Raw genomic sequence first — 19978 nt, forward strand, 5'->3', positions numbered from 1 at the left:
TTTGTAGAACGCTTGGGTTGAGAAACCGAGAACCCGGCAGGTCACTGTGACGGGTACTCCGTCGCCAGCAAGGTCGAGGACCAGCGGGTAGATCATTTTGGGAGTATGTCTCGACTCAGATAGGCGGCGGCTCGCCGCAGAACGTCGTTTTCCTGCTCGAGCAGCCGGTTGCGCTTCTTTAGCTCCCGCAGCTCAGCGGACTCGTCACCAGGGTTCTGCCGGCCGTCACGGACGACGCCGTCTTCACGATCGGCAATCTTGAGCCAGCGGTGCAGGCAACCTTCGGAGATTCCGAAGTCCTTCGCGATCTGACGCAACGGGGCCTCGCCCTCGCGTGCGACGGCGATGACGTCGCGGCGGAACTCCTCGGGAAATGCTTTCGGCATGGTGAACATCCTTCCACCGTGAGGAGCGATCCTCACAGATCAGATGTCAACCAAAGCTGGGGCAGTCCCGTGCGACCAACCTGACACGCGCTGAGCGGTCTGATAGGCATTGCCCATGTTGATCACTACGGACTTGCAACGCCGCACACTGCAGTTCGTACTCGCTGCAAATCGCGGCGGATATCAACCGTCGAGCAAAGAAGTGCGGGAGTGGGTCGACCGACCCGACCCCCGCCCTGGCAAACGGGGAAAGATGATCAGGCCGGCCAGACCGGCAAAGCCGGGAATCCCATCTCCATTCATGCAGTCCCTCACCGCATCCATTGAGTCACCCGTGCTGAGGTTCCTGCGAGAAAACCAACAGACCTACGCCACGCCGTCGATCGACTTCGCAAGTACCTTCGGGAAGGACTTTCGAGCTGCCGCAGGCATTGCCTCGATGTTCGGTGGCACGGCACCAACACCGGGCCGTCCGGCCCGATACGCGCCGGATGGCCCGCCGGAGCATGTCGTGAAGCAACTGGTGCGATTCGGTTGGATGCAAAAGGGCAGTAACAAGGGACTCACCGTCACCCCTCTCGGTCGTGCCCTGCTCAACTCCGATGAGAGCAAAGAGGCCGGCGTCGACGAGACCGGGGTTCTTGTGCTGCAAAGTCGCGATCCCCTTGCGTGGGGCAAGCTGGTTGGCAGCATCTCCGAACTCGAAGAGGTCTACATCGTTGACCCGTATCTACGCGCCGAGCAACTCGTGCAGCTTGTCGAACATGCAGACGTACATCGAGTTCTGATCGGCCCGAAAATTGGCAAGAGTGCAGTGACCGAGCTGAAGGTCCTGCTCGCCACACCCGGGTACGAAAGTCTCGCCGTACGACAAGCTCCTCACGACATGCTTCACGACCGCTACATCGTCGATCCACTATCAGTGCGAATGCTCGGGGCGAGCATGAATGGAGTGGGAGGAGCCGCGACGACGGTCGTCTTCCCACTACCTGACGAACACGGAGCGTATTTCAGGCAGCGCGCCGAAGAATGGTGGGAAGGCTCCGAAGATTTGCGCTCGTCACCGGCAACCTAGCCGCCAGCACTGACCCGCTCTCAAGCGAAAGACTCAGACGAAGGCGTCGAGGTCGAGTGCGATTTCGACGCCGTCTTTCTCGACGACGATCTTCGGGTGCACAGCACCGGTCGCAGCGAGGTACTGCCGCAGCGTCGAGAGCAACAGATCGTCGCGGCCCTCGATCCGCGACACCGCACCCTGATTGGTCCCGAGTAATGCCGCCATCTGAACCTGGGTGAGGTTGCCGGCCTTACGGATGTCCGCCAACCCGTCGGCGTACACCCGGTTCATCGTCTCCCGCTCGGCCGCGAACTCGCGCACCGTCTCCGCAATCGCGGGCTTGGTGCGCAACTGCTCGATCCGGTCGTTCGCACGCCGGAACGACTTCTTCTCGCTCTCGCTCATCACTGCTCCCCTTCCGCGGTCTCCCGCAACCAACGCTCGATCGCGACATCGGCCCTCGCGCCGACACCGTCGTAGAACACATCACCCATCCGCGCCTTGTCGGCCGCGAACAACGCCACCACCACCGAGCTACTGCCGGGCGGGAACCAACAGATCAACCGCAGCGCAATCTGCGCATCGAACGGATGCGCCGTGCGCCACACCGGAAACTTCTTCGACTGCCGCACCCTTTTGAGGTCCGGCCGATCCTCCACCGGAACGCCGTCGAGCTCACGCAACTGCACCAATGCATCGGTCACCCGAGCGAGGACCCGCACCGACGCAGCATCCCCGGCGTCGGCCTTCGCCTCCACTCGATCGAGCCAGTCGAAGAACTCTTCCGGTGCATCAACGTCCACCACCCGAGTATACCGTGCACGGCATATACCGCGCAAGGTATAGCGCCGTCTGTGGCGTGCATCTGTCGGGCCGATTCGATAGCGTTGCCCTCGGATATCGGACGGCGTGTGGGCCGCCCGAGACCGCGTTGTCACTCAGCGCTGCGCCACTCTCTCGCGCGCGCTGCACGCCGTCTCCGAAAGGTCCCACACATGTCGCTCACCCCTCTCGATCCCAACACTGTTCGCGCCGCTGCACAGGCTGCTCTCGATGCCCGTCTCGGTTTGATCGACGCGATTGTCCAAGCGCAGAACGAGCGAGCCGCCGCCGCCGCGAAGGTCGCCGAAGCGCAAGCCGCCGAACGCACCGCTGCCGCGACTGAGCTTGCCGCGATCAAAGCCGCGCTCGACGGCGGCTGGTCCGCCCCCGAGCTCCGCAAGGCCGGGCTGAAAGTCCCCACCTCCGCCGTCGCCGGCAAGAAGACCGCCACCACTGCGGCTACCAAGACGTCGCCTCGGCCCCCGCGGCTGCAGCCGTCGTCACCGGCGAAGACCGAGCCCGACGCTGCCGAGTCGACCGGTACGGACGCCGAGCAGAACTCGCCGGGTGAGAGCTACCCGAACGCGAGCTGACCGATGACGTACCTGGTCGGCTCTACCTGGGTTCTGGTGTTCGTCGGTGTCATCGCAGCAGGAGCAGCCGGGCTACGCCTGGCTCTCGCCGATAGCTGCGAGCCGATGGATCGAACCACCACCGCCCTGTCTGCGGCCGCTGCGGTGTGCGGACTCGCTGCACCCGCGCTCGTCGCCCTCGCATAACCGCTTCCTTGCCCGGACCTCTCGAAGGCAGACCCTCATGGACACCACCGATCCCCACTCACTCCAGCCGGCCGCAGAGTCCCCCTCAGCCGCGCCCTCGACTCGTACGCTGATCGAAGTCGAGATCTCCACCCTCGACCAACACGGCGACCCCGGGTTCGTACACACCCGCGGGCACTTCCACTCCCCCTCGACCGCAGCCCGGTTCGCGGTGAGCCAAGCAGAAACCGTCGCGGACCTCCGCCAGGTCGATACCGTCGCCGCGACCTTCACCCAGACCGTCGACGACTCGCTCTGCCTCATCGGGACCCCCGGCGAGATTGCGTGTGCTCTGGCGTCGATGCCGGCCTACGCAGCGGGTGTCCGCTCGGCGGAACTACCGCCACCGGGCTACGTCACCACCGCGATCGGGGTCTGGACCGCCACACCGATCGAGCCGCTTCCCGGCGTCGACCCGGCCGACCTGATCGACGTCACCGTGCGGTCGACTCGTCCCGATCCGTTGCCGGACTCGACCACGGTGGCCGGCGACTTCCCCGCTCACTCGGCGCACATCTTCGCCGGCGCTCTCGCTCGCGAGATCACGATGCGCAGCGGTGGCCACAGCGAGGCGACCGTGAAGACAGTGCCCGGGCAACGCAGGCTCGTCGTCGAACACCCGGTGGAGGTCTACGACGCCGATGCCGCAGCGGTCGCCCGCTACACCCGGATCACGCAACTGCGGGCGAACATCGCGGCCCTCGATCCGGTGGCGGACGCCGAATGCGCAGTCGGCCTCACTGCCGAGCTGCATGTCCTGGAAAGCCATACCCGCCGGTCGTTCGACGACGAATCGGGCGCAGTGGCGTGATCGATATCCAGTGGCACCTCAGCCTGGTCGGGCACCGCACCGCCGCCGAGATCCCCGGTGTGATCGAGCGCCTGCAGGCGTGCGGGATCACCTCGGAGATCCTCGACAAGGTTCTCAGCGCCCCGGACTCGCTGCTGTACGCCCCCGAACGCGACGGCGAGGACTGGGCGCACGATTACGGCGGACCTACCGGTGCGGCACTGCTCACCGCCGAACTGCTCGCCTACCTGTCCCATCAGCACCGCCTCGCTGCCCTGATCCATCGCGATCTGATCACCGGGTTGGTGGCCACCCACCCCATAGACACCGTCGCCGGACATCTCGGGATCGCCGAAGCCGCGGTGGCCCGACTGTCTCTCGTCCCTCCCACCTCGCCGCCCACCGGCGACGCACCGACCGAAGGACCCACACCATGAGCACACCCGACTCCCCCGCCCTGTCCGACCTCGACAGCATCGAACTCGCGATCCTCGCCGAACTGCGCTCACCGGAAGCGGTGGCCGCGTTCGAGATGCTGCACGCCGCCGTTCCGGTGGAGACCGGGTCGCGGTTCGCCGAGCTGCTGGCGATCATCAACGACATTTCAGGGGCGAACTTTGCCGTCGACGCGTCGTTGAACCTGCTCGACGCGGTGCAGGACTCGGGCGACCTCGCGCTGGTCGTCGCGGCCGCGCCCACGCTCGACGATCCGATCACCGCGCTCGCGCTCGCTCAGCTGTTGCGCACCATCCGCCAGGACTGACCTACGCCACCTGAATCGGTCCGCGAGACATCAGAAAGCCCCGACCACGCATGATGGTCGGGGCTTTCTGCTGTCCGGCGGGGAACTAGTGCTGGGGCCAGCCGCGGACGAGCTTGTCGGTGCTCGCGTGCACGGCGTTGAAGGCGTCGACGAGGTACGTCAGCCACGACGCTGCGGTCTCCGGGTTCGGGACCAGCGTCGACGGGACGGCGTTCTGTTCCTCGTCGGAGAGTTCGTTGAAGTCGGCGGGGTAGTCGGTGGTGTCGCCGTCGACGATGTTCGGTGCGCCGTCGATTTCGTAGGTGATCACGAATTGGAGCTCGTGCCGGTTCGGGGCGGTGAACTCGGCCGACAGTGCGAGCTCGCCCCATAGTCGCCGGTCGTAGGTGACGGCACCGGAGTTGATCGCGGCCTGCAGCAGCCAGTGCGGAGTCCACAATGCCTGCGCGCTGCCCGGTTCGGGCCACTCGAAGTCGTCGTCGAGCACGTCGGCTTTCGCGAGGTCGAGGGTGAGCAGCGGGGCGGCCGGCGCGCGGGTTCCGTCGGCGGTGGGTGCAGTCATGGCCGGTGCCTCCAGGATGTCGGTGTGGGTGTGGGTGACGATGAGGACTCCCAGGTCAGTGCCGATGTTCGCACTGTCCCCGAGAGCGTCGAGCAGCCGTTCGGCCAAGGTTGCCGCGTCCGCAGCGCGGTAGGTGCCCAGGGTGCTCCACGTCGCGGCGTCGTACGAGGTTTCCGATGCCGAGCACACCTGCACAGTCAGTGCGCCGCTACCGGTCGGGACGCGCTCGAGGTCGCCGGACGCGTCGACGACAGCAGCGATCTGCTCGCGGACGTGCACGGGCAGACCCGCATCGACAGCGGCACCGGTCGTCGGTGCGTTCGTGCGGTCCGGCGCGTCGTGTGGCGGCCGTTCGGCATGCTCACCTGTCTCTGTCACTGTCCTCGTCTTTCGATTGTGGCCCGCAGAGCACCGTAGTGCCCTCGGCGTCGTCCACGCGCCGACCGGTATCCGTGCGGGTTCGTTCAGGAGGTCGGTGGTTGCCGAAAGCTGTTGAGCCGGTTGAATGCTGCACGCTGCCGGGTGCCGAGTTCGACCATGTAGTCGAACAGGTCGGCTTCGGGTGCCTCTTCGGCGGCCTGGGCCAGTCGCCCACCGGCGATGTGGAAGCTGCGGCGGTAGGACTGGGACAGGACGTTGTCGGCGTAGTGCACGGCGGCGACGGAGTGCGCGCCGGCGGTGACGATGCCCATGAGGCGTTTGCGTAGCGGGGCATCTTTGGCTCCGTCGGCTCCGGATCGGATGAGTGCACCGGTGACGGAGGCGAAGTCGTGGGGTTGGCCGGCGGCGATGAGGTCGACGATGTGGCCGTACATGCGTGCGTGCGCGGGATCCTCGAAGTCCGCCGCAGTGAGCGTGCTGGTGATCCGCTCGATGTCGGTTCCGCCGTTGCTCTGGTTGCGGACATCCATCAGGGCGCACAGGAGCATTGCTTCGGGGTCGGTGGCCGGGTCGTACCCGGGTTCGACCGCTGTGTCGAGGTCCTCTACGGGTGCGAGGTCCGCGCGTGCCTGCGCTGCCGGGTCGTCGCCGGGTGTGGGGACTGCGCGTAGTGCGTTCATCGTCGGGCCTCGCGTTCGTGTCGGTGTCGGGTCAGAAGTCGTCGTGAACGGATACGGGATTACTGGCGGCCACGCCTTCGGGGATGGTCACGATGCGACTTGCTCGGCGTCGCCGTACAGGGTGTCGTTCTGTTCGGTGTCGCGCTCTGCTGCGAGTTCGGCATCGACCTGGCGGTCGATGTAGTCGGCGTCGGGGATGTAGGCGGGGACGAGGTGCATGGCGGTTCTCCTGTGTCGGTGGGGGTGTCAGGCTGCGAGTGCGTCGAGTCGGCCGATTCGGAAACCGGACCAGTCTTCGCGGTCACCGTCGCTTCGGTCGACGACCACGACGGGCGCTTGGAGGTAGCCGAGCTCGGAGGTGACGAAGTGGCGGGCGGTGTCGTCTTCGGTGATGTCGACGATTCGGTATTGGAGACCGTGCTTGTCGAGCCGTCGTTTCGTTGCATCACATTGGTCGCAATTCGGTTTCGTGTACACGGTGATCGACATGGTTGCCTCCTTCTCGGAATTGTCCTATTGGCTTCTATTCTACGTCACAAATAACTTTTGCACCAGGTGTAAATACAGTCATTTACGTTGCCCTATAACGTATTTCAGTGTTTTGTACCTACCCATTGCTATGCCCGACGGGCCCCTCGAAAACGGTGTAGATACTTGTATCGGGCTGCCTTTATTGCGTTCTTTTCGCTTACGGGTGGCGCGGAGAAGAGACGGCGGCGCACGGCGTCGATGGTCAATGCCTGGCCGGTGCGAGTGTTCGCCAGGGAGCGCAGCGAGTACGGGTCGGGCGAACAGTCGTGCTGGGCCCTGTGGGCCGAAGCGTGAGCGGAGCCAGGGGTTGATCCGGGAGACGACGGGTGATGCATTCTCGTTGCGCAGTCAGACGGACCGAAAAGAACCTCCCCCTCTCGGTGTCGCTGCACTCGTAGCGGTGGCTGCGTTCGTGCTGGTCGGTAGGGTGCTGCGGTATGGAGCGCTCGCGGATCGAACATGCCTTGTCCAAAGCTGTGGTGAACGCTGAGCCGCCGCCGTCGGAGCTGGCGCTCGATGCGATCGTCGCCGGTGTTCCGGTTGAGGACACTCGTCCACCCGCCGCCGACGTCGATATGGCGTGGCCGGCCCGTCCGACGTCCCTCTGAGCGCTGTTCCGCTCTTTCTCTGCCACGCCTGACCTCACCGCCCCCCGCCTGCTCTTCTGTCGTTGCTGCGGGTGGCGCGTTTGTCGGTGTGAGGGCTCGATGCCCGATGCACCGGCCCCGCGCCCGCGACCTGCGGTTGCCGGGCGTGGCCACCTCGAACCGGTGGCCACGCTCGGCGGCGGGTGTCAGGTGTAGCTCTGCACTGCGCCGATGTGGGCGGCGATGTAGTCGGGGGTGATGACTGCGCCGATCCCCCTGACCTCTTCCGGTGGCATTCCGGCGTTGAGGACGCGGAGGAGGATTCCCGTCAGGCTCGGCAGCGGCACGTTGGCTCGTTCGGCGGTGCGTTCGGCGGCCTGTAGTGCTGCGTGAGCTGCTGCTCCGTCGCCGGTGCAGTACACGAAGTAGGCGGCGATGGTGAGAGCGTTCGCGCGGGCGGTGCCGCGTAGCGGGGCGGCGATGCGGGTGAACGCGTCGGCTGCGTCGGCGTCTCCGTGGATGGACAGGGCCAGGAACGCGTCCCGGACTTCGGCGTGGCCGGTGGCCAGTGCCAGGCCGACGCGGGCGGTGAGGTCGGCGCTGGGGATCTCGCGGGCGTAAATGACGGCGGCGAGCTCGTCGAAGGTGACGGGCAGGAAGTCGGCGCCCATCGTGGCGGCGGCGGCGAGGGCGAGGGATTCGGGAATCTCCGTGGTGGGGGCGTATCGGGCCTCGAGGTCGGCGCGTGATGCGGCGATGACGGCTCCGTCTGCGGTGCGGGCGGTCGCGAGTTCGGTGGTGGCGGGGTCGGGGATGGTGCCGTCGGTGAAGCGGTCGAGGTCGGTGAAGGTCGTTCCTGCGGTGAGGCTGTAGGTGTGCAGGGCGCGGATGGTTCGGATTCCGGCGGCGGCGAGCGCGTCGCGGATGGCGTCGAGTCCGAGCAGGGCTGCGCCTGCGTGGGTGGTGTCTGCGATGGCGGCGAGGATGACGGCGGTGACGGGGGTGTCCTGCCGGGTGAGCGCGTCGGTGATGATGCCTGCGGCGGCTTCGGCCTGGTGGGCGTCGACGCGGGCGGTGGGCGCGACGAGATGCGAGCCGTTGCCGTCGTCGGCCAGGGCGATGATGACGACGGAGTTGTCGGGGGTGAAGCCGAGCAGGGCGGGGATGGCGGCGAGGGTGTCGGCGGCGGTGGTGAGGGACATGCGATGTTGGGTCATGGCGAAAGCCTTTCGGTGTGTGCGGGTGTGGTTGGGGTAGCGCTGTTTTCAGTGGCGGAGTTCGCGTCGCGCGGTGCGGCGGTCGCGGCGTGCGCTGGCGCGTTTGACGGTCCGCCGGACTTTGCGGCTGCCGTTTCGGTGGACGATGATGTCGATTTCGTCGGCGGTGGTGGGGTGCTGTGCTCGCATGGTGACCTGTCCCTCTCGACTGGCGGCCGGACCTTCGCCCTGCCAATTTTCTTTCGCCGTGGTGGCTGGGGAGAGAAACCAGCGCACGGGAACGACGGGGCAACCCCTCGTCTCGGACAGTTTTCGTGGGAGCGCAGCGACTGCTCGACGAAAAGTGTTCGGAGCCTTGGCCGTAGCGCAGCGGAGCGAGGGGTTGAGCCCGCGGGCACGGGTGATGGATGCTCGGAGAAGCCACCTACGTCGAAAGAAATTGATTCTTTTCGCTCTTGTGAGTGCGGAGCGAAGCGGAGTTCGGTTCGGTGCAGCCCGTAGGGGTGCGTGTGGCCCGCCAGGGCCTGCTTGTAAACGTGGCCGGCTTCGGGTGGTGGGACGCGGAACGCCGCCGGAGCTGGTGCTCTACGGCGGCGCGGTGTGGGGTACGACTGTGAACGTGATTGTGCGGGAGCGACGGAGGGTGACGACGCTCGGTGTGGCGGTAGCTCGTATTTACGGTGGTGTGGCAGATGTCGAGCTGCCCCTTGAGGCCGACATTTTCGTTGACGGTGTCGTGGCCTGGCAGGGCCGATGAGGAGGAGTACTGGGCGAGTCAGGGTACGGGTCATTCATTCGATCGCTTGTATGGCATCGCGGTGACCTTTAGGCTCCGGGCCATGCGGGCTGGATCACAAGTGACGACATCGGTTTTTGGTATTGCTTTCGTATTGATGCTTGCTGCGTGTGCTGGCAGCGAGTCCGGTACTGAGAGGAGTGCGGAACAGGCTCCTGAGGGCAGTGTTTCGAGCAGCGCAGCTGGCGGATCGGATGTTGGCAGTTCGTCGAGCGGTGATTGCGGCACGATTGGTCAGAACTTGACGTATGACGAGCTCAAGCAAGTGTCGCTTGGCGACGATACGATGTTTCATCTTCCTGAAGACGCCAGGAACTTGGTAGCCAGCACTCCCACTGGTGGCCAGCAGCAGTATCTGGACGACTCGTGCGAGCTGATGGTCAACGCAGGTATGGAATTGGGAATTCCGATGGAAGGCATTCAGGTCGAGAGCTACAGGGATTCGCCGAAGATGCAGGCTGACATGATTGGGGCGGGGTACAACTTTTGCACTGGCTACGAAGGTTCACAGAACTGGGATCCGAACAGCACGTTTGAGCCAGATTCGACCCAATATGGCATCAATGACAGTTTCGTTCTTGCCAACAAGAATTTATGCCCGCAAGTGAAACTTCCTAAGATTCCTTCTTAACTCATCGGTCTATCCAAATCCAATTTTTCGTTTGACCCTCCGGTTAGCGCTGCGCCAGTCACCGTATTGGACTGGGCTGGATTGTCAGCTGGCGACAGGCAGGAGGGTGTCGGTGGCCTATGGCATTGTCGCTGCCTATGGATACACAGACGGCGGCGGTGACGAACCGGTCGCATCTCGATAACTGTCCCAGGTGCAGTAGCCCGATTCCGTTGCCGTTGGACAACTTCTGTTCTCAGTGCAGGTATCCGTTGCGGGTCGATTCGGAGGAGCGGGCGGCGAGGCTTCATGCTGCGAACCTTCGGCGGCTCCGTCGGCGTCGTGGTTAGAGCGGTCAGGTGGTGGCGGGTACGAGGGTGTCGGGTTTGACGAGGTAGGGGTAGACGCCTAGGCCTGGTGTTTCGTTTTCGACGAGGACGAGGCCTGCGTCTTGGATTTCGCGGATGACGACGATGCCGGGTGCTCCGGGTGCGAGGTGGTAGCGGTCGCCGATCTTCACGGTGTCTCCTGTGCTGCTGCGGTGGTGTGTGTCGATTGTGGGTGATCGGCCATCTGTCGGGTGGCCACTGCGGTGGTGGTGTCGGTCATGTGATGGGTGTGATGGCGGCGGCGGGGCACCATTGCCGTTCGAGGTCGAGTCGGCCTTTCTTGTTGCCGGTGGGGATCGAGAACGACACGGCAGCAAGCTTGTGCATACCCGGTCATTGACCGGCTTGTCATGGCTGCGCGACTTGATGGCACGAATCATTCTGCGCCGTAGAGGCTTTGATTCTCTATGAGTCCGTATCGCCGAACAGTTGGTCAACCACTTCCGCACTGTGGCCGGGGGCTTTTACTGTCATCGTTGTTGCCGTGGCGGTGAAGTTCACCGTGAAGACGTAGAAGGAGCAGCACGCCAGTTCCGAGGCGATTGCATCGGACAGGCGAGCGATGAACGCCGTATCCGGCGGGAAGGTGAATTCGAGTCCTTCATCGACACGCCGGCGGCTGGTAACGGAGGCGAGGATCAATGCCCACAGCTCGATCCGCCCAGGTTGGACGGCTGTTGAGAGCGTGCATGCCGACGGGGCCTTCATCTCGCGGAGAGGCGTCGGGTCGAGACGGATGAGTGTCCGGGCGTCCGGGCGCGGTCGAACTGGGTACATGGCCCGACGTTAGACCCAGTAGCTGGGTGGAAGGTCAAGGATTTGACCTTCCACCCGACTCGAAGGTTTATCCTCGGTGCATGTCCGCTCTGCGCATTTCACAGCTGTCGTCGGTGACCGGCGTCCCCGCGACCACGCTACGGTTCTACGAAAGCGAGGGCCTGCTCCCGGCGGACCGTTCGGCGAACGGCTACCGCGTCTACGACGACCGTGCTCAGCAACGTTTGGCGTTCATCACAGCCGCCAAAAGCCTGAACTTGTCGCTGCCGGAGATCAAACTTCTCCTTCGTGTTTGGGAGAAAGACTCCTGCGCCGCAGTCAAAGCCGAACTCGGCCCCGCCATCGAATCGCACATCGCTCACGCGAACGAATCGATCGCTCAATTGACCGCACTGCGTGACAGTTTGACCGATGCACTGTCCCGCCTTGGGGACACACCCGACGCGTCGACGCCATGCAATCCAGAGTGCACCTGGCTGATCTCTGCGAACACTGCAGTGGGCACCTCGTGAACACATCGAGCGCCACCTCGATGGTGGCCTGGATGGAGAAGTTCCAGATCCCGCTCTACCTGCTGGCCCTGCTCATCGGTGCCGTTGTCGGCTCGGGTGCGCCGTCGTCGGCGCATTCGTTCGAGATCGCCATCAACCCGGTACTGATCGTGTTGCTCTACGCCACGTTCCTCGCGGTTCCGTTCTCCGCCATCGGCGCATCGCTGCGCGACGGGAAGTTCTTGCTCAGTGTCGTGGTGCTGAATTTCGTGCTCGTCCCGGTCGTCGTGTTCGCTATGACCCGGTTCGTCGCTGACAGCCAGGCGGTACTCGTCGGTGTGCTGCTGGTGTTGTTGGCTCCCTGCATCGACTACGTCATCGTCTTCAGCGGGTTGGCGGGCGCGGCATCGGAACGGTTGCTCGCGAGCGCGCCGCTGTTGATGTTGTTGCAGATCGCGTTTCTGCCGCTCTACCTGTGGTTGTTCGTCGGGTCCGAGTTGGTGGAAATCATCGACATTGCACCGTTCGTCGAAGCGTTCGTGCTGCTGATCGTTGTTCCACTGGTGTTGGCGGCCCTGACGCAAGCGCTCGCACGTCGTCGCCGAATCGGCACCCGGATCATGGATGCGATGGCCGCGGCGATGGTGCCGGTCATGATGGCCACTCTTGCCGTCGTCGTGGCGTCGCAGATCGACGCAGTCCGCTCCGAGGGCTCCCAGCTGATTCCCGTGGTGCCGATCTTCGTTGCATTCCTGGTCGTCATGGCGGTTGTTGGATGGGCGACGGCCAGGGTGACGCGCCAGGACGTTCCCGCGACTCGGGCGTTGATTTTTTCCGGTGCGACCCGGAATTCGTTGGTCGTTCTGCCGCTGGCGCTTGCGCTGCCACCACAGCTGTCTCTTGCTGCCGTGGTTGTGGTGACGCAGACATTGGTGGAGTTGATCGGGATGGTCGCCTACGTCCGACTTATCCCCGTCTCGTCCCAGCTCGCTTCTCCGAGAACAATATTCGAGGTAGGACCGACTCGCAGGCAACCGAATTCGATCATCCCCAGGACACGCGACCATGACTTACGTCATTGCCGAGCCGTGCATCGACGTGATGGACAAGGCGTGTATCGAAGAGTGCCCGGTCGACTGCATTTACGAAGGCCCACGGATGCTCTACATCCACCCCGACGAGTGCGTCGACTGCGGTGCCTGCGAGCCGGTCTGCCCGGTCGAAGCGATCTTCTACGAAGACGACCTCCCGCACGAATGGGCGAAGTACACCTCGATCAACGCACTGTTCTTCGACGACCTCGGATCACCCGGCGGGGCGGCCAAGACGGGACCCATCGCACGGGATCACCCAGCAATCTCCCAGCACCCACAACACAATTAACGCTGACGCTCATCCGGTTGTCGCTCATGCCGTGCGGTCGACGGTCAGCTACGAACTGTAGCTACAAGCAAGCCAATCACCGGTCCCGGTCCGTGCCCAGGCGTACAAGGTTCCTTCGACGATGCTGTCCATGGCCAGGCCCTCGGCCCGGACTTTCAAAGGTGTGGTGTCGCGGAATCCTCCGCTTCCGGATCGCCCGATGGCGAGCGCGATATTGACGTTCACCGATTTGGGTGGGTCGACGATGCGGCGGGTGGGTGGTTCGAAGGTGGTTGGCCAGGCATCGAAGATGCCTGCGGTCTCGTTGTCGGTGGTCATTGCGCGACGGCGACGGGCCGGTGGACGGTGAGGTCGTCGGCGGGTGTGGGTGTCCAGCGCAGCCCTGTCTCGCCGAAGGTGGGGGCGGTGAGTGTGTAGCGGCCGGTGCGGTGTGGTGTTCCGCGGCCGTGGACGGTGGTTTCGAGGGTGATCGATTTGATGCGCCCTCGGCCCTGTTCGATTCCGCCGTAACCGGCGACGGTGGAGGCGATCGTGAGATCGGTACCGGGCATGTGTCCATCCGTTAGGACCAGGATGCTGGCATGTCGACGGTTCCTGGCGAGCAAAGCCCTTGCGCGCGTTGGGGGTACGTCTCGGCCGTGCACGGTGGTGACGACCAGATCCAGCCCGTCGAGACAGATCGAGGCGGCGTCGAGCGGGTCACCTGCCCCGGGATCGACGAGGTGGACTTTCGCGAGGTCGCCTCCGTGTTCGTGGACGGCAAGCAGGCTCAGTCGGGGTTGACCGATGAGGGCGACGTGGTGGCCGGCGGCGGATGCTTCGGCGACGAGCGCGATGAGCATGGACCCGGCGCCGGTTACGGTGACGGCGGTTCCGCGGGCCAGGGCTCGGCGTGGGAGCAGCGCGGCGAGCGGTGGGGGTACGGGCATGGTGCGGAGGGTTTTGCCGCGTACTGCGCCGCTGAGCGGCTCCAAGTCGTCGGGCTCGCCCGCGAGGTCCGTACTGCTTGCGGTGGGTGCCGCCGGTTCGGGTGCGGTGATGGTGGGGAGGTCCGTCGGCGCGTGGTCACGGCGACCGCCCGGGACGGTGGCCATCCGGCGGCGCAGAACGTCGAGCTGGGTGGCCTTGTCGAGTCCGGTGAGGTCTGCGATCGCGTCGACGGTGGCCATGAGGATCGACCTTTCGCCGTGCCGGTAGGAACTACCGCCAGCGTATCGAACGGGTGTTCGACTGTCGAATGTGCTGGTCAGCTCTTTCGACGGGGAACGGAGACTCCGTCGAGGTCATCCTTGGTGAAGGTCCAGGCGAGGTGCCGGTACCGGTGGAGGACGTGTTTGACCTGGTCGAGGGCGTGAGAGACGGCCGGGTGGTCGGGGTCGTGGCCTTCCGATCGGATGGCTGCGCGCTCGTCGTCGTCCATGTCTTATTGGACGCACGGGGCGGTGCGGCGGTTCCGGCAGCAGTCATTTACTCGAATGACTGGACGAGAAGGTTCGGAGGCGCGGCGGTGGCCGCGTCGACGGGTCGTTTCGAACGAGCCAGGGCCACGCATCTGTGATGCGTGGCCCTGTTCGATGTTGGGTGACGGTGTTCGCCAGTGCGCCTCTCGGCAGGTGGCCGCTCGTAGCGGCTGATGGTTGGTACCCGGGGCATTGGGATCGAACGCCGTCGACTTCTACAACGACAGTGCTGTCGGTGGTATTCCAGCCCGTGCGGGAGACAAAAAGGGGGGGGTCCCGGCCCCGTGGTGGGACCGGGACCCCGGAGGGCCTGGTGCTCAGTGGGTGCACCAGAAGGACCCGACCGGGATGGCTGCTCCTGGCTGCCCGGCGCACCACCGGCAGGTGGTGTCGTGCTCGATCCGGCCGAGCACTCCCTCGGCCTCCTCGATGAGGATGGGCAGCTCTGCTGCGCTGGCGAGCGCGAGCGCTTCGGTGGCCCACCGGGCCGCGCGCGGATCTTCGGCGGGGAGCTGAGCGGCATTGCCGATGAGCTCGGTGATGATCTGGTGATCGTTGAGCAGGTTGTTGTTCATGGCAGGGACACCTTCCAAAGGTTCGGATGAGACGTCCCCGATCGACATGACGAGGGTGGCCTGTCAACCCCGAAGAGGGAGCCTGCGACCGTGGGTTGACTGGTCGGGGTCCCCGGCATGTCAGACTCGGGCGACTCGTACGACCACATTGGTGACCCATATGGGGCGGCCCCGGAGGGGACGTGCGACCGCCTGCGGTCGGCTTTCGATGGTTCGCCGATCCCCTGCGCGGGCATCCGTCGTCGATGCCCCCGAATCCGTTGTCTCCGATGCTCGCCACTCCTGGGCCACTCCCGTCCGGACCGGCCTGGGTGTGGGAATGGAAGTGGGACGCAACTGCGCGGGTTCACAGAAACTCGCGGACGATAGCGGCGCAACTCGCGCGTGGGTGGAGCATCAACCCCTGAGGGACAACCGCATTCGCAGACTGGCGACCATCAAACGCCTCCTGCGGCCGCCAGCACAGCCTCGCGTTGGATCCGGCAAAACCACTGCCGTCTACCGATCGGCTCCGGCCCACCCCTTCCCTCATACCCCCACGGGTACTTGCATACCCCCCTAGGTATGTGTCACAGTAGTGATGTACCCGCCAGAAAGGACCGCCATGTGCTACCCCGTCCCGTGCCCGGCATGCGGTAAGACCACCTGGGCTGGCTGCGGTCGACATGTCGACAGCGTCATGAAGAACGTTCCGCGGTCGCAGCAGTGCTCCTGCTCCATGGAGACACCCGCCCCAGCTACACGCGACAACTTCTTTCGTTCCCTGTTTCGTCGCTGACCCCCACCCCAACAGCACTCCACTGCATTTCGCAGGAATCTCTGGGCGTCTTCAACACTTCTGAATACCCCCACCCGTATTAGGAGAAGCAATTGTGACCAAGCCCGCTACCGCGGCGGCCACCGGCCGCCACGACCGCCATCGGCCACCGGCACCCGGCGCACTAGGCCGCCTGGGAAGCACGATGGTCGCCCGCCGCCGGTGGGTGTTCGGCATCTGGCTGATCGCCCTCGTTGCACTGGGATCGGCTGCACCATCGGTGTTCTCATCCTTGGCCGGGGCCGGCTGGCAGGCCAACGGTTCCGAATCCGTCCAGGTCCGCGAGCTCGCCCAGCAGCATTTCGGCGGCAATTCCTCTGCAGCAGTGCAGGTGGTCGTTCACTCCGACACCGCCACGATCGAAGACGCAGCGATGCAGCAGACACTCACCGACGTCGCGGCCGTATTCGACGGTGACACTCGCTTCGGTGAGGTCATCGCCCCCCAGCCGGGCATGACGATCAGTCCCGACGGTCACACCGGCATCTTGATCGCCGGCGCAAACGCGAGTACCGACGACATGGTCAAGGCCGTCGACGAGGTGAAGGGCGAGCTGACCGAACTCTCCGGCGACGGCATCGAGGTCTACCCGACCGGATCCTCCGCACTGTGGTCGGACTTCAACAAGGCCAACCACGACGCCATGATTCAGGCCGAATTGTTCTCCTGGCCGGTCACTTTGGCGATCATGGTGCTCGCGTTCGGCTCCCTCGTCGCCGCGGGATTGCCGCTGCTACTCACCGTTGCCGGCCTGGTCGCATCCGCAGGCGGACTCGTTCTGCTCAACGGCGTCACGCCGATCTCGGTGTGGGCGATGAACTTCGCGATGATGTTCGCCCTCGCCCTCGGAATCGACTACGCCCTGTTCATCGTCGCCAGGTTCCGCGACGCACTGCGCAACGCCGACCCACGTGCCGCGGTCGCCGAAACCATGGACACCGCAGGCAAAGCCGTGGTCCTGTCCGGTCTGACGGTCTTGGTGAGCCTCTCGGCCGTCCTGCTCGTTCCCGCACCGGCGGTGCGCACCATGGCCGTCGGCATCATGCTCGCCGTGACCTTCGTGCTGATCGCCACCATGACCCTGCTCCCCGCAACCCTGGGTGCACTCGGTTCCAAGGTCAACGCCGCCTCCCTGCCCTACGCCAAGCGCCAGCAGCACCGCTCCCCGAAATTCGCAGCCTGGGGTGAACTGCTCCACAAGCACCCCTGGCCGTTCGCTCTGGTCTCCGTCGGCATCCTCATTGCGCTGGCCCTTCCGGTCCTCGGACTGAAAGTGGCGATGCCCTCGATCGCCGTCGTCCCCGAAGACGCACCGGTTCGCCAGGGTTACGAGCTCGTCCAGGCCCAGTTCGGTGCCGGCGCACCCGGCGCACTGCAGATCGTCGTCCCCTCCGCGGATGCCGCCGCCACCGCCACGGCAGCCAGTACCGTCGACGGGATCTCGATGGTCACCCCGCCCCAGCCTGCCGCGAACGGCTCAAACTACTCACTGCTACAAGCACTTCCCACCGTTGACCCCTCGGACGAGAGAATGGGCACCATCCTCGGTGACCTGCGCGCCGAACTCCCGGAGTCGGCGTTGGTCGGCGGTGCCCCAGCGGAGAACCTCGATCTGCAGCAAGCACTGAACGACTACCTACCGCTGGTGATCGGCATCATTCTGGCGCTCGGTTTCATCCTGCTGCTCGTCGCACTCCAAGCACCGCTGATCGCGATCCTCGGCACCGCAGTCAGTCTGCTCTCGACCGCCGCAGCGTTCGGGGTCGCGAAGCTGATCTTCCAGGACGGGCACGGCGCATCACTGCTCGGATTCACCCCGCAAGGCTTCCTCGACGGCTGGGGTCCGGTGTTCTTCTTCGCAATGATCTTCGCCATCGCCATGGACTACACAGTGTTCCTGCTCGCCACCGCGAAAGAGCACTACGAGAAGACCGGGGACCCGAAAGCCGCACAGGTCGACGGCCTCGCCCACTCCGGCCGGGTCATCTTCGCCGCCGCCGCGGTCATGGTCGCAGTGTTCTTCACCTTCGCACTCTCCGATCCGCTCCCACCGAAAGAAATGGGCATCATCCTCGGCGTCGCGGTACTGCTCGACGCCTTCCTGATCAGGCTGATCCTGCTGCCGGTCCTGCTGCGTTTGAGCGGACACGCCGCATGGTGGTCACCGGCCTGGCTGCGCAAGGTGTTGCCCTCGATCAGCTTCTCGCACTGACCACCCTTACAACCCGAACGGAGCAATCATGATCGATCCGAACACCACTCGCTCGTCCGCGTTCGCGGGCTGGCCGATCGAACGTATCGTCCCCGCCCTCGCCGCCGGCGTCACCGCCACCGGCCTGGCCCTCGGCGAACTCCACGCACCGCAGTGGCGACTGCTCAGCGCGTTCGCTGCCGCGAACCTCGCCCTTTACGCAGCGGTCGGCTGGTGCCCGGCCAGCGCGCTTCTCACCAGGGTGGGCGTGCCGAGTATTCGCCAGCCCCGAATCGGGTAGGCCCAGATCACCGCAGTTCGACGACCGAAAGGAACTTCCCTTATGAACATCGCACTCTCGACCACTCTGACCGACACCGACTTCGACACCGCAGTCGACGCCGTCAAAGCCTCCCTCGCAGATCAGGGCTTCGGTGTTCTCACCGAAATCGACATGCAGGCCACGTTGAAGGCCAAACTCGGCGAAGACATGGAGCAGTATCTGATCCTCGGTGCCTGCAATCCCACCCTCGCGCACCGCGCCGTCGGAGTCATGCGCCAGATCGGCTTGCTGCTGCCGTGCAATGTCGTCGTCCGCGCCGACACCTCCACATCCGGATCGGTCATCGTCGAAGCAATGAACCCCGACATCATGGTCCAAGCGACCGGCGAACCAGCACTGTCCGACGTCGCGGCCGAGGCCACCACCAAGCTCCAGGCCGCCATCGACGCACTCGGTGGCCAGGACACAGCCCACAGCTGATGACCCTGACGCTGGCACTGGTCCTCGGCGTCGCCGTCGGCATCCTGCTCGGTCTCCTCGGAGGCGGCGGGTCGATCCTCGCCGTCCCGGTTCTCGTCTACGCCCTCGGAATGGACCTGTCGGAGGCGATACCGACATCGTTGATGGTGATCGGTGTCGCCTCGGCGACCGGGGCCATCCCCAAGGTGCGGGCGAAGCTCGTCGAATGGCGACTGGCGGCGATCTTCGCGGCCACCGGCATCGTCGGCACGCTGGTCGGCAGCGCCCTGGGCAAGCATCTGCCCGAGGCCGCAGTGATGATCGGCTTCGCGATCGTCATGATCATCGCCGGGGCGCGGATGCTGCGCAGCACCGACGATGTCGGAACCGCTTGCAAGACAGGAAGTTCCGGGATCGATTGGCGGCGATGCGCACCACGGTCCATACCGACCGGGTTCGGGGTCGGTGTCCTCACCGGACTGTTCGGCGTCGGCGGAGGATTTCTCATCATCCCCGCTCTGGTGCTGCTGCTGGGAATCGAGATGAGTGTCGCTGTCGGAACGTCGCTGGTGGTCATCGTCGCCAACTCCGCCGCCGGACTGATCGCTCAGGCCGACGGGCTCGGCGGGAACTGGCCACTGACAGCCGCGTTCGCCGGTGCGGCGATCGCAGGCTCGCTGGTCGCCGGAAAACTGAGCACACGCATCGACACCGACAAGCTGCGCACGTGGTTCGCCTACCTGGTGTTCGCCGTCGCGGGCTATGTACTTGTCGACACCCTCGTTCTTTCATGACCGACTGCACACACCGAACCGATGCCCCCGGGGGTAATCTGGAAGGACTACCACCATCACACACCCTCAGGAGACCGCAATGATCGGCGACGAAGACAGCATCGCATTGGTACTCAACCGTCTGCGCCGCGCACACGGCCAACTCGCCGGTGTGATCGGCATGATCGAGAACGGACGCGACTGCGAGACGTCGTCACTCAACTCGCCGCCGTCTCCCGCGCCCTCGACAAAGCCGGATTCAAGATCGTGGCCACCGGCCTTCGTGAATGCATGACCGGCGACACCGCAGACAACAAAGAGCCCATGACCGAAGCAGAACTGGAAAAGCTCTTCCTCGCACTGGCCTGAACGAGGACGTT

Annotated in this window: 27 protein-coding genes and 3 pseudogenes; 16 read left to right on the forward strand and 14 right to left on the reverse strand. The window is 64.8% G+C overall.

All coding sequences use genetic code 11. The features are described 5' to 3' along the window. Positions 1-386: pseudogene (locus KVY23_RS22120) on the reverse strand (transposase); the annotation flags it as partial. A 334-nt stretch (positions 387-720) separates the two neighbouring features. Between KVY23_RS22120 and KVY23_RS22125 the strand changes: the two are divergent. Further along, on the forward strand, positions 721-1461 hold the full coding sequence (locus KVY23_RS22125) for a hypothetical protein (RefSeq protein ID WP_157226195.1): 741 nt from the start codon (positions 721-723) through the stop codon (positions 1459-1461). A gap of 33 nt (positions 1462-1494) precedes the next feature. Here the strand turns inward: KVY23_RS22125 and KVY23_RS22130 are convergent, their stop codons facing one another. Beyond that, positions 1495-1848 carry a helix-turn-helix domain-containing protein gene (locus tag KVY23_RS22130; protein ID WP_008719949.1) on the reverse strand — a complete coding sequence of 118 codons (354 nt, stop codon included), beginning with the start codon at positions 1846-1848 and terminating at the stop codon, positions 1495-1497. Next, positions 1848-2246: a hypothetical protein gene (locus KVY23_RS22135; RefSeq protein ID WP_042940222.1), complete on the reverse strand. Its 399-nt coding sequence runs from the start codon at positions 2244-2246 to the stop codon at positions 1848-1850. Before KVY23_RS22135 ends, KVY23_RS22130 begins: the two co-directional genes overlap by 1 nt. Before the next feature lie 192 nt (positions 2247-2438). On the opposite strand from KVY23_RS22135, the gene KVY23_RS22140 reads away from it, so the two are divergent. From KVY23_RS22140 to KVY23_RS22160, 5 genes are read left to right on the forward strand one after another with little or no spacing between them, the layout of a single operon-like run. Beyond that, positions 2439-2858 (forward strand): hypothetical protein, encoded by a 420-nt coding sequence (locus KVY23_RS22140; protein ID WP_042940223.1) that lies wholly within the window; start codon positions 2439-2441, stop codon positions 2856-2858. A gap of 3 nt (positions 2859-2861) precedes the next feature. Then, positions 2862-3044 (forward strand): hypothetical protein, encoded by a 183-nt coding sequence (locus tag KVY23_RS22145; RefSeq protein ID WP_042940224.1) that lies wholly within the window; start codon positions 2862-2864, stop codon positions 3042-3044. A 37-nt stretch (positions 3045-3081) separates the two neighbouring features. Continuing rightward, a complete protein-coding gene (locus KVY23_RS22150; RefSeq protein ID WP_206499086.1) occupies positions 3082-3894 on the forward strand; it encodes a methyltransferase in 813 nt (270 codons plus the stop codon). Then, positions 3891-4310, forward strand: coding sequence for a hypothetical protein (locus tag KVY23_RS22155; RefSeq protein ID WP_008719959.1), 420 nt, complete (start codon positions 3891-3893; stop codon positions 4308-4310). The genes KVY23_RS22150 and KVY23_RS22155 overlap by 4 nt, the downstream gene beginning before the upstream one ends. Continuing rightward, entirely contained in the window at positions 4307-4636 is a 330-nt protein-coding gene (locus KVY23_RS22160) for a hypothetical protein (RefSeq protein ID WP_008719961.1), read from the forward strand. The genes KVY23_RS22155 and KVY23_RS22160 overlap by 4 nt, the downstream gene beginning before the upstream one ends. Before the next feature lie 85 nt (positions 4637-4721). Here KVY23_RS22160 and KVY23_RS22165 read toward each other — a convergent pair whose 3' ends face one another. The 4 genes from KVY23_RS22165 to KVY23_RS22175 all read right to left on the reverse strand — a co-directional run bounded on the left by KVY23_RS22165 (position 4722) and on the right by KVY23_RS22175 (position 6748). Next, the gene (locus KVY23_RS22165; RefSeq protein WP_008719963.1) at positions 4722-5576 is read right to left on the reverse strand and encodes a hypothetical protein; all 855 of its coding nucleotides are present in this window, start codon (positions 5574-5576) and stop codon (positions 4722-4724) included. An 86-nt stretch (positions 5577-5662) separates the two neighbouring features. Further along, entirely contained in the window at positions 5663-6259 is a 597-nt protein-coding gene (locus KVY23_RS22170) for a DnaB-like helicase N-terminal domain-containing protein (RefSeq protein ID WP_206499087.1), read from the reverse strand. A gap of 87 nt (positions 6260-6346) precedes the next feature. Then, on the reverse strand, positions 6347-6478 hold the full coding sequence (locus KVY23_RS25020; RefSeq protein WP_268995348.1) for a hypothetical protein: 132 nt from the start codon (positions 6476-6478) through the stop codon (positions 6347-6349). Positions 6479-6505: 27 nt separating this feature from the next. Then, positions 6506-6748: a glutaredoxin domain-containing protein gene (locus KVY23_RS22175; RefSeq protein ID WP_008719967.1), complete on the reverse strand. Its 243-nt coding sequence runs from the start codon at positions 6746-6748 to the stop codon at positions 6506-6508. 479 nt (positions 6749-7227) lie between these two features. Between KVY23_RS22175 and KVY23_RS22180 the strand changes: the two genes are divergently transcribed. Next, entirely contained in the window at positions 7228-7398 is a 171-nt protein-coding gene (locus KVY23_RS22180; protein WP_155289019.1) for a hypothetical protein, read from the forward strand. Between the two features lie 185 nt (positions 7399-7583). Here the strand turns inward: KVY23_RS22180 and KVY23_RS22185 are convergent, their stop codons facing one another. Together KVY23_RS22185 and KVY23_RS22190 are read right to left on the reverse strand one after the other, a co-directional pair. Then, positions 7584-8594 (reverse strand): DUF4192 domain-containing protein, encoded by a 1011-nt coding sequence (locus tag KVY23_RS22185; protein WP_230558231.1) that lies wholly within the window; start codon positions 8592-8594, stop codon positions 7584-7586. 48 nt (positions 8595-8642) lie between these two features. Continuing rightward, positions 8643-8783: a hypothetical protein gene (locus tag KVY23_RS22190; RefSeq protein ID WP_155289314.1), complete on the reverse strand. Its 141-nt coding sequence runs from the start codon at positions 8781-8783 to the stop codon at positions 8643-8645. A gap of 668 nt (positions 8784-9451) precedes the next feature. On the opposite strand from KVY23_RS22190, the gene KVY23_RS22195 reads away from it, so the two are divergent. Then, positions 9452-10021 (forward strand): hypothetical protein, encoded by a 570-nt coding sequence (locus tag KVY23_RS22195; RefSeq protein ID WP_141214906.1) that lies wholly within the window; start codon positions 9452-9454, stop codon positions 10019-10021. A 334-nt stretch (positions 10022-10355) separates the two neighbouring features. Here KVY23_RS22195 and KVY23_RS22200 read toward each other — a convergent pair whose 3' ends face one another. Together KVY23_RS22200 and KVY23_RS22205 are read right to left on the reverse strand one after the other, a co-directional pair. Then, positions 10356-10520 carry a hypothetical protein gene (locus tag KVY23_RS22200; protein WP_157889900.1) on the reverse strand — a complete coding sequence of 55 codons (165 nt, stop codon included), beginning with the start codon at positions 10518-10520 and terminating at the stop codon, positions 10356-10358. A gap of 274 nt (positions 10521-10794) precedes the next feature. Further along, a complete protein-coding gene (locus KVY23_RS22205; protein WP_008719986.1) occupies positions 10795-11166 on the reverse strand; it encodes a hypothetical protein in 372 nt (123 codons plus the stop codon). Positions 11167-11246: 80 nt separating this feature from the next. Between KVY23_RS22205 and KVY23_RS22210 the strand changes: the two genes are divergently transcribed. The 3 genes and pseudogenes from KVY23_RS22210 (at position 11247) to fdxA (ending at position 13040) form a co-directional block, all read left to right on the forward strand. Then, positions 11247-11678, forward strand: a complete 432-nt coding sequence (locus KVY23_RS22210) for a MerR family transcriptional regulator (RefSeq protein ID WP_008719991.1) — start codon at positions 11247-11249, stop codon at positions 11676-11678. A 32-nt stretch (positions 11679-11710) separates the two neighbouring features. Continuing rightward, a pseudogene (locus tag KVY23_RS22215) lies at positions 11711-12517 on the forward strand (arsenic resistance protein); the annotation flags it as partial. 205 nt (positions 12518-12722) lie between these two features. Continuing rightward, on the forward strand, positions 12723-13040 hold the full coding sequence (gene fdxA / locus KVY23_RS22220) for a ferredoxin (protein ID WP_008720000.1): 318 nt from the start codon (positions 12723-12725) through the stop codon (positions 13038-13040). A gap of 314 nt (positions 13041-13354) precedes the next feature. On the opposite strand, the gene KVY23_RS22225 is transcribed toward fdxA, so the two are convergent. The 3 genes from KVY23_RS22225 to KVY23_RS22235 form a co-directional block, all read right to left on the reverse strand. After that, complete coding sequence (locus KVY23_RS22225) at positions 13355-14209, reverse strand: hypothetical protein (RefSeq protein ID WP_230558232.1); 855 nt, start codon at positions 14207-14209, stop codon at positions 13355-13357. Between the two features lie 77 nt (positions 14210-14286). Continuing rightward, positions 14287-14460 carry a hypothetical protein gene (locus KVY23_RS22230; RefSeq protein WP_179276683.1) on the reverse strand — a complete coding sequence of 58 codons (174 nt, stop codon included), beginning with the start codon at positions 14458-14460 and terminating at the stop codon, positions 14287-14289. Between the two features lie 357 nt (positions 14461-14817). After that, positions 14818-15075, reverse strand: coding sequence for a hypothetical protein (locus KVY23_RS22235; RefSeq protein ID WP_048320462.1), 258 nt, complete (start codon positions 15073-15075; stop codon positions 14818-14820). A gap of 962 nt (positions 15076-16037) precedes the next feature. On the opposite strand from KVY23_RS22235, the gene KVY23_RS22240 reads away from it, so the two are divergent. From KVY23_RS22240 to KVY23_RS22260, 5 genes and pseudogenes are all read left to right on the forward strand, one after another. Then, on the forward strand, positions 16038-18104 hold the full coding sequence (locus tag KVY23_RS22240) for an MMPL family transporter (protein WP_230558239.1): 2067 nt from the start codon (positions 16038-16040) through the stop codon (positions 18102-18104). Between the two features lie 28 nt (positions 18105-18132). Beyond that, positions 18133-18384: a YgaP-like transmembrane domain gene (locus tag KVY23_RS22245; RefSeq protein WP_027494151.1), complete on the forward strand. Its 252-nt coding sequence runs from the start codon at positions 18133-18135 to the stop codon at positions 18382-18384. 42 nt (positions 18385-18426) lie between these two features. Then, positions 18427-18846, forward strand: coding sequence for a DUF302 domain-containing protein (locus tag KVY23_RS22250; protein ID WP_230558233.1), 420 nt, complete (start codon positions 18427-18429; stop codon positions 18844-18846). After that, positions 18846-19619, forward strand: coding sequence for a sulfite exporter TauE/SafE family protein (locus KVY23_RS22255; RefSeq protein ID WP_230558234.1), 774 nt, complete (start codon positions 18846-18848; stop codon positions 19617-19619). Before KVY23_RS22250 ends, KVY23_RS22255 begins: the two co-directional genes overlap by 1 nt. A gap of 79 nt (positions 19620-19698) precedes the next feature. Next, a pseudogene (locus KVY23_RS22260) lies at positions 19699-19967 on the forward strand (metal-sensitive transcriptional regulator). The last annotated feature ends 11 nt before the right edge of the window (positions 19968-19978 follow it).

The sequence above is a fragment of the Rhodococcus sp. I2R genome (assembly GCF_020889545.1).
GTDB lineage: Bacteria > Actinomycetota > Actinomycetes > Mycobacteriales > Mycobacteriaceae > Rhodococcoides.

Coding starts and splice junctions, on each gene's coding strand:
- KVY23_RS22225 (WP_230558232.1), bottom strand. CDS start 14,209: ATGGCCACCGTCGACGCGATCGCAGACCTCACCGGACTCGACAAGGCC.
- KVY23_RS22140 (WP_042940223.1), top strand. CDS start 2,439: ATGTCGCTCACCCCTCTCGATCCCAACACTGTTCGCGCCGCTGCACAG.
- KVY23_RS22145 (WP_042940224.1), top strand. CDS start 2,862: ATGACGTACCTGGTCGGCTCTACCTGGGTTCTGGTGTTCGTCGGTGTC.
- KVY23_RS22180 (WP_155289019.1), top strand. CDS start 7,228: ATGGAGCGCTCGCGGATCGAACATGCCTTGTCCAAAGCTGTGGTGAAC.
- KVY23_RS22185 (WP_230558231.1), bottom strand. CDS start 8,594: ATGACCCAACATCGCATGTCCCTCACCACCGCCGCCGACACCCTCGCC.
- fdxA (WP_008720000.1), top strand. CDS start 12,723: ATGACTTACGTCATTGCCGAGCCGTGCATCGACGTGATGGACAAGGCG.
- KVY23_RS22255 (WP_230558234.1), top strand. CDS start 18,846: ATGACCCTGACGCTGGCACTGGTCCTCGGCGTCGCCGTCGGCATCCTG.
- KVY23_RS22210 (WP_008719991.1), top strand. CDS start 11,247: ATGTCCGCTCTGCGCATTTCACAGCTGTCGTCGGTGACCGGCGTCCCC.
- KVY23_RS22160 (WP_008719961.1), top strand. CDS start 4,307: ATGAGCACACCCGACTCCCCCGCCCTGTCCGACCTCGACAGCATCGAA.
- KVY23_RS22170 (WP_206499087.1), bottom strand. CDS start 6,259: ATGAACGCACTACGCGCAGTCCCCACACCCGGCGACGACCCGGCAGCG.
- KVY23_RS22175 (WP_008719967.1), bottom strand. CDS start 6,748: ATGTCGATCACCGTGTACACGAAACCGAATTGCGACCAATGTGATGCA.
- KVY23_RS22205 (WP_008719986.1), bottom strand. CDS start 11,166: ATGTACCCAGTTCGACCGCGCCCGGACGCCCGGACACTCATCCGTCTC.
- KVY23_RS22150 (WP_206499086.1), top strand. CDS start 3,082: ATGGACACCACCGATCCCCACTCACTCCAGCCGGCCGCAGAGTCCCCC.
- KVY23_RS22240 (WP_230558239.1), top strand. CDS start 16,038: ATGGTCGCCCGCCGCCGGTGGGTGTTCGGCATCTGGCTGATCGCCCTC.
- KVY23_RS22230 (WP_179276683.1), bottom strand. CDS start 14,460: ATGGACGACGACGAGCGCGCAGCCATCCGATCGGAAGGCCACGACCCC.
- KVY23_RS22235 (WP_048320462.1), bottom strand. CDS start 15,075: ATGAACAACAACCTGCTCAACGATCACCAGATCATCACCGAGCTCATC.
- KVY23_RS22190 (WP_155289314.1), bottom strand. CDS start 8,783: ATGCGAGCACAGCACCCCACCACCGCCGACGAAATCGACATCATCGTC.
- KVY23_RS22245 (WP_027494151.1), top strand. CDS start 18,133: ATGATCGATCCGAACACCACTCGCTCGTCCGCGTTCGCGGGCTGGCCG.
- KVY23_RS22250 (WP_230558233.1), top strand. CDS start 18,427: ATGAACATCGCACTCTCGACCACTCTGACCGACACCGACTTCGACACC.
- KVY23_RS22130 (WP_008719949.1), bottom strand. CDS start 1,848: ATGAGCGAGAGCGAGAAGAAGTCGTTCCGGCGTGCGAACGACCGGATC.
- KVY23_RS25020 (WP_268995348.1), bottom strand. CDS start 6,478: ATGCACCTCGTCCCCGCCTACATCCCCGACGCCGACTACATCGACCGC.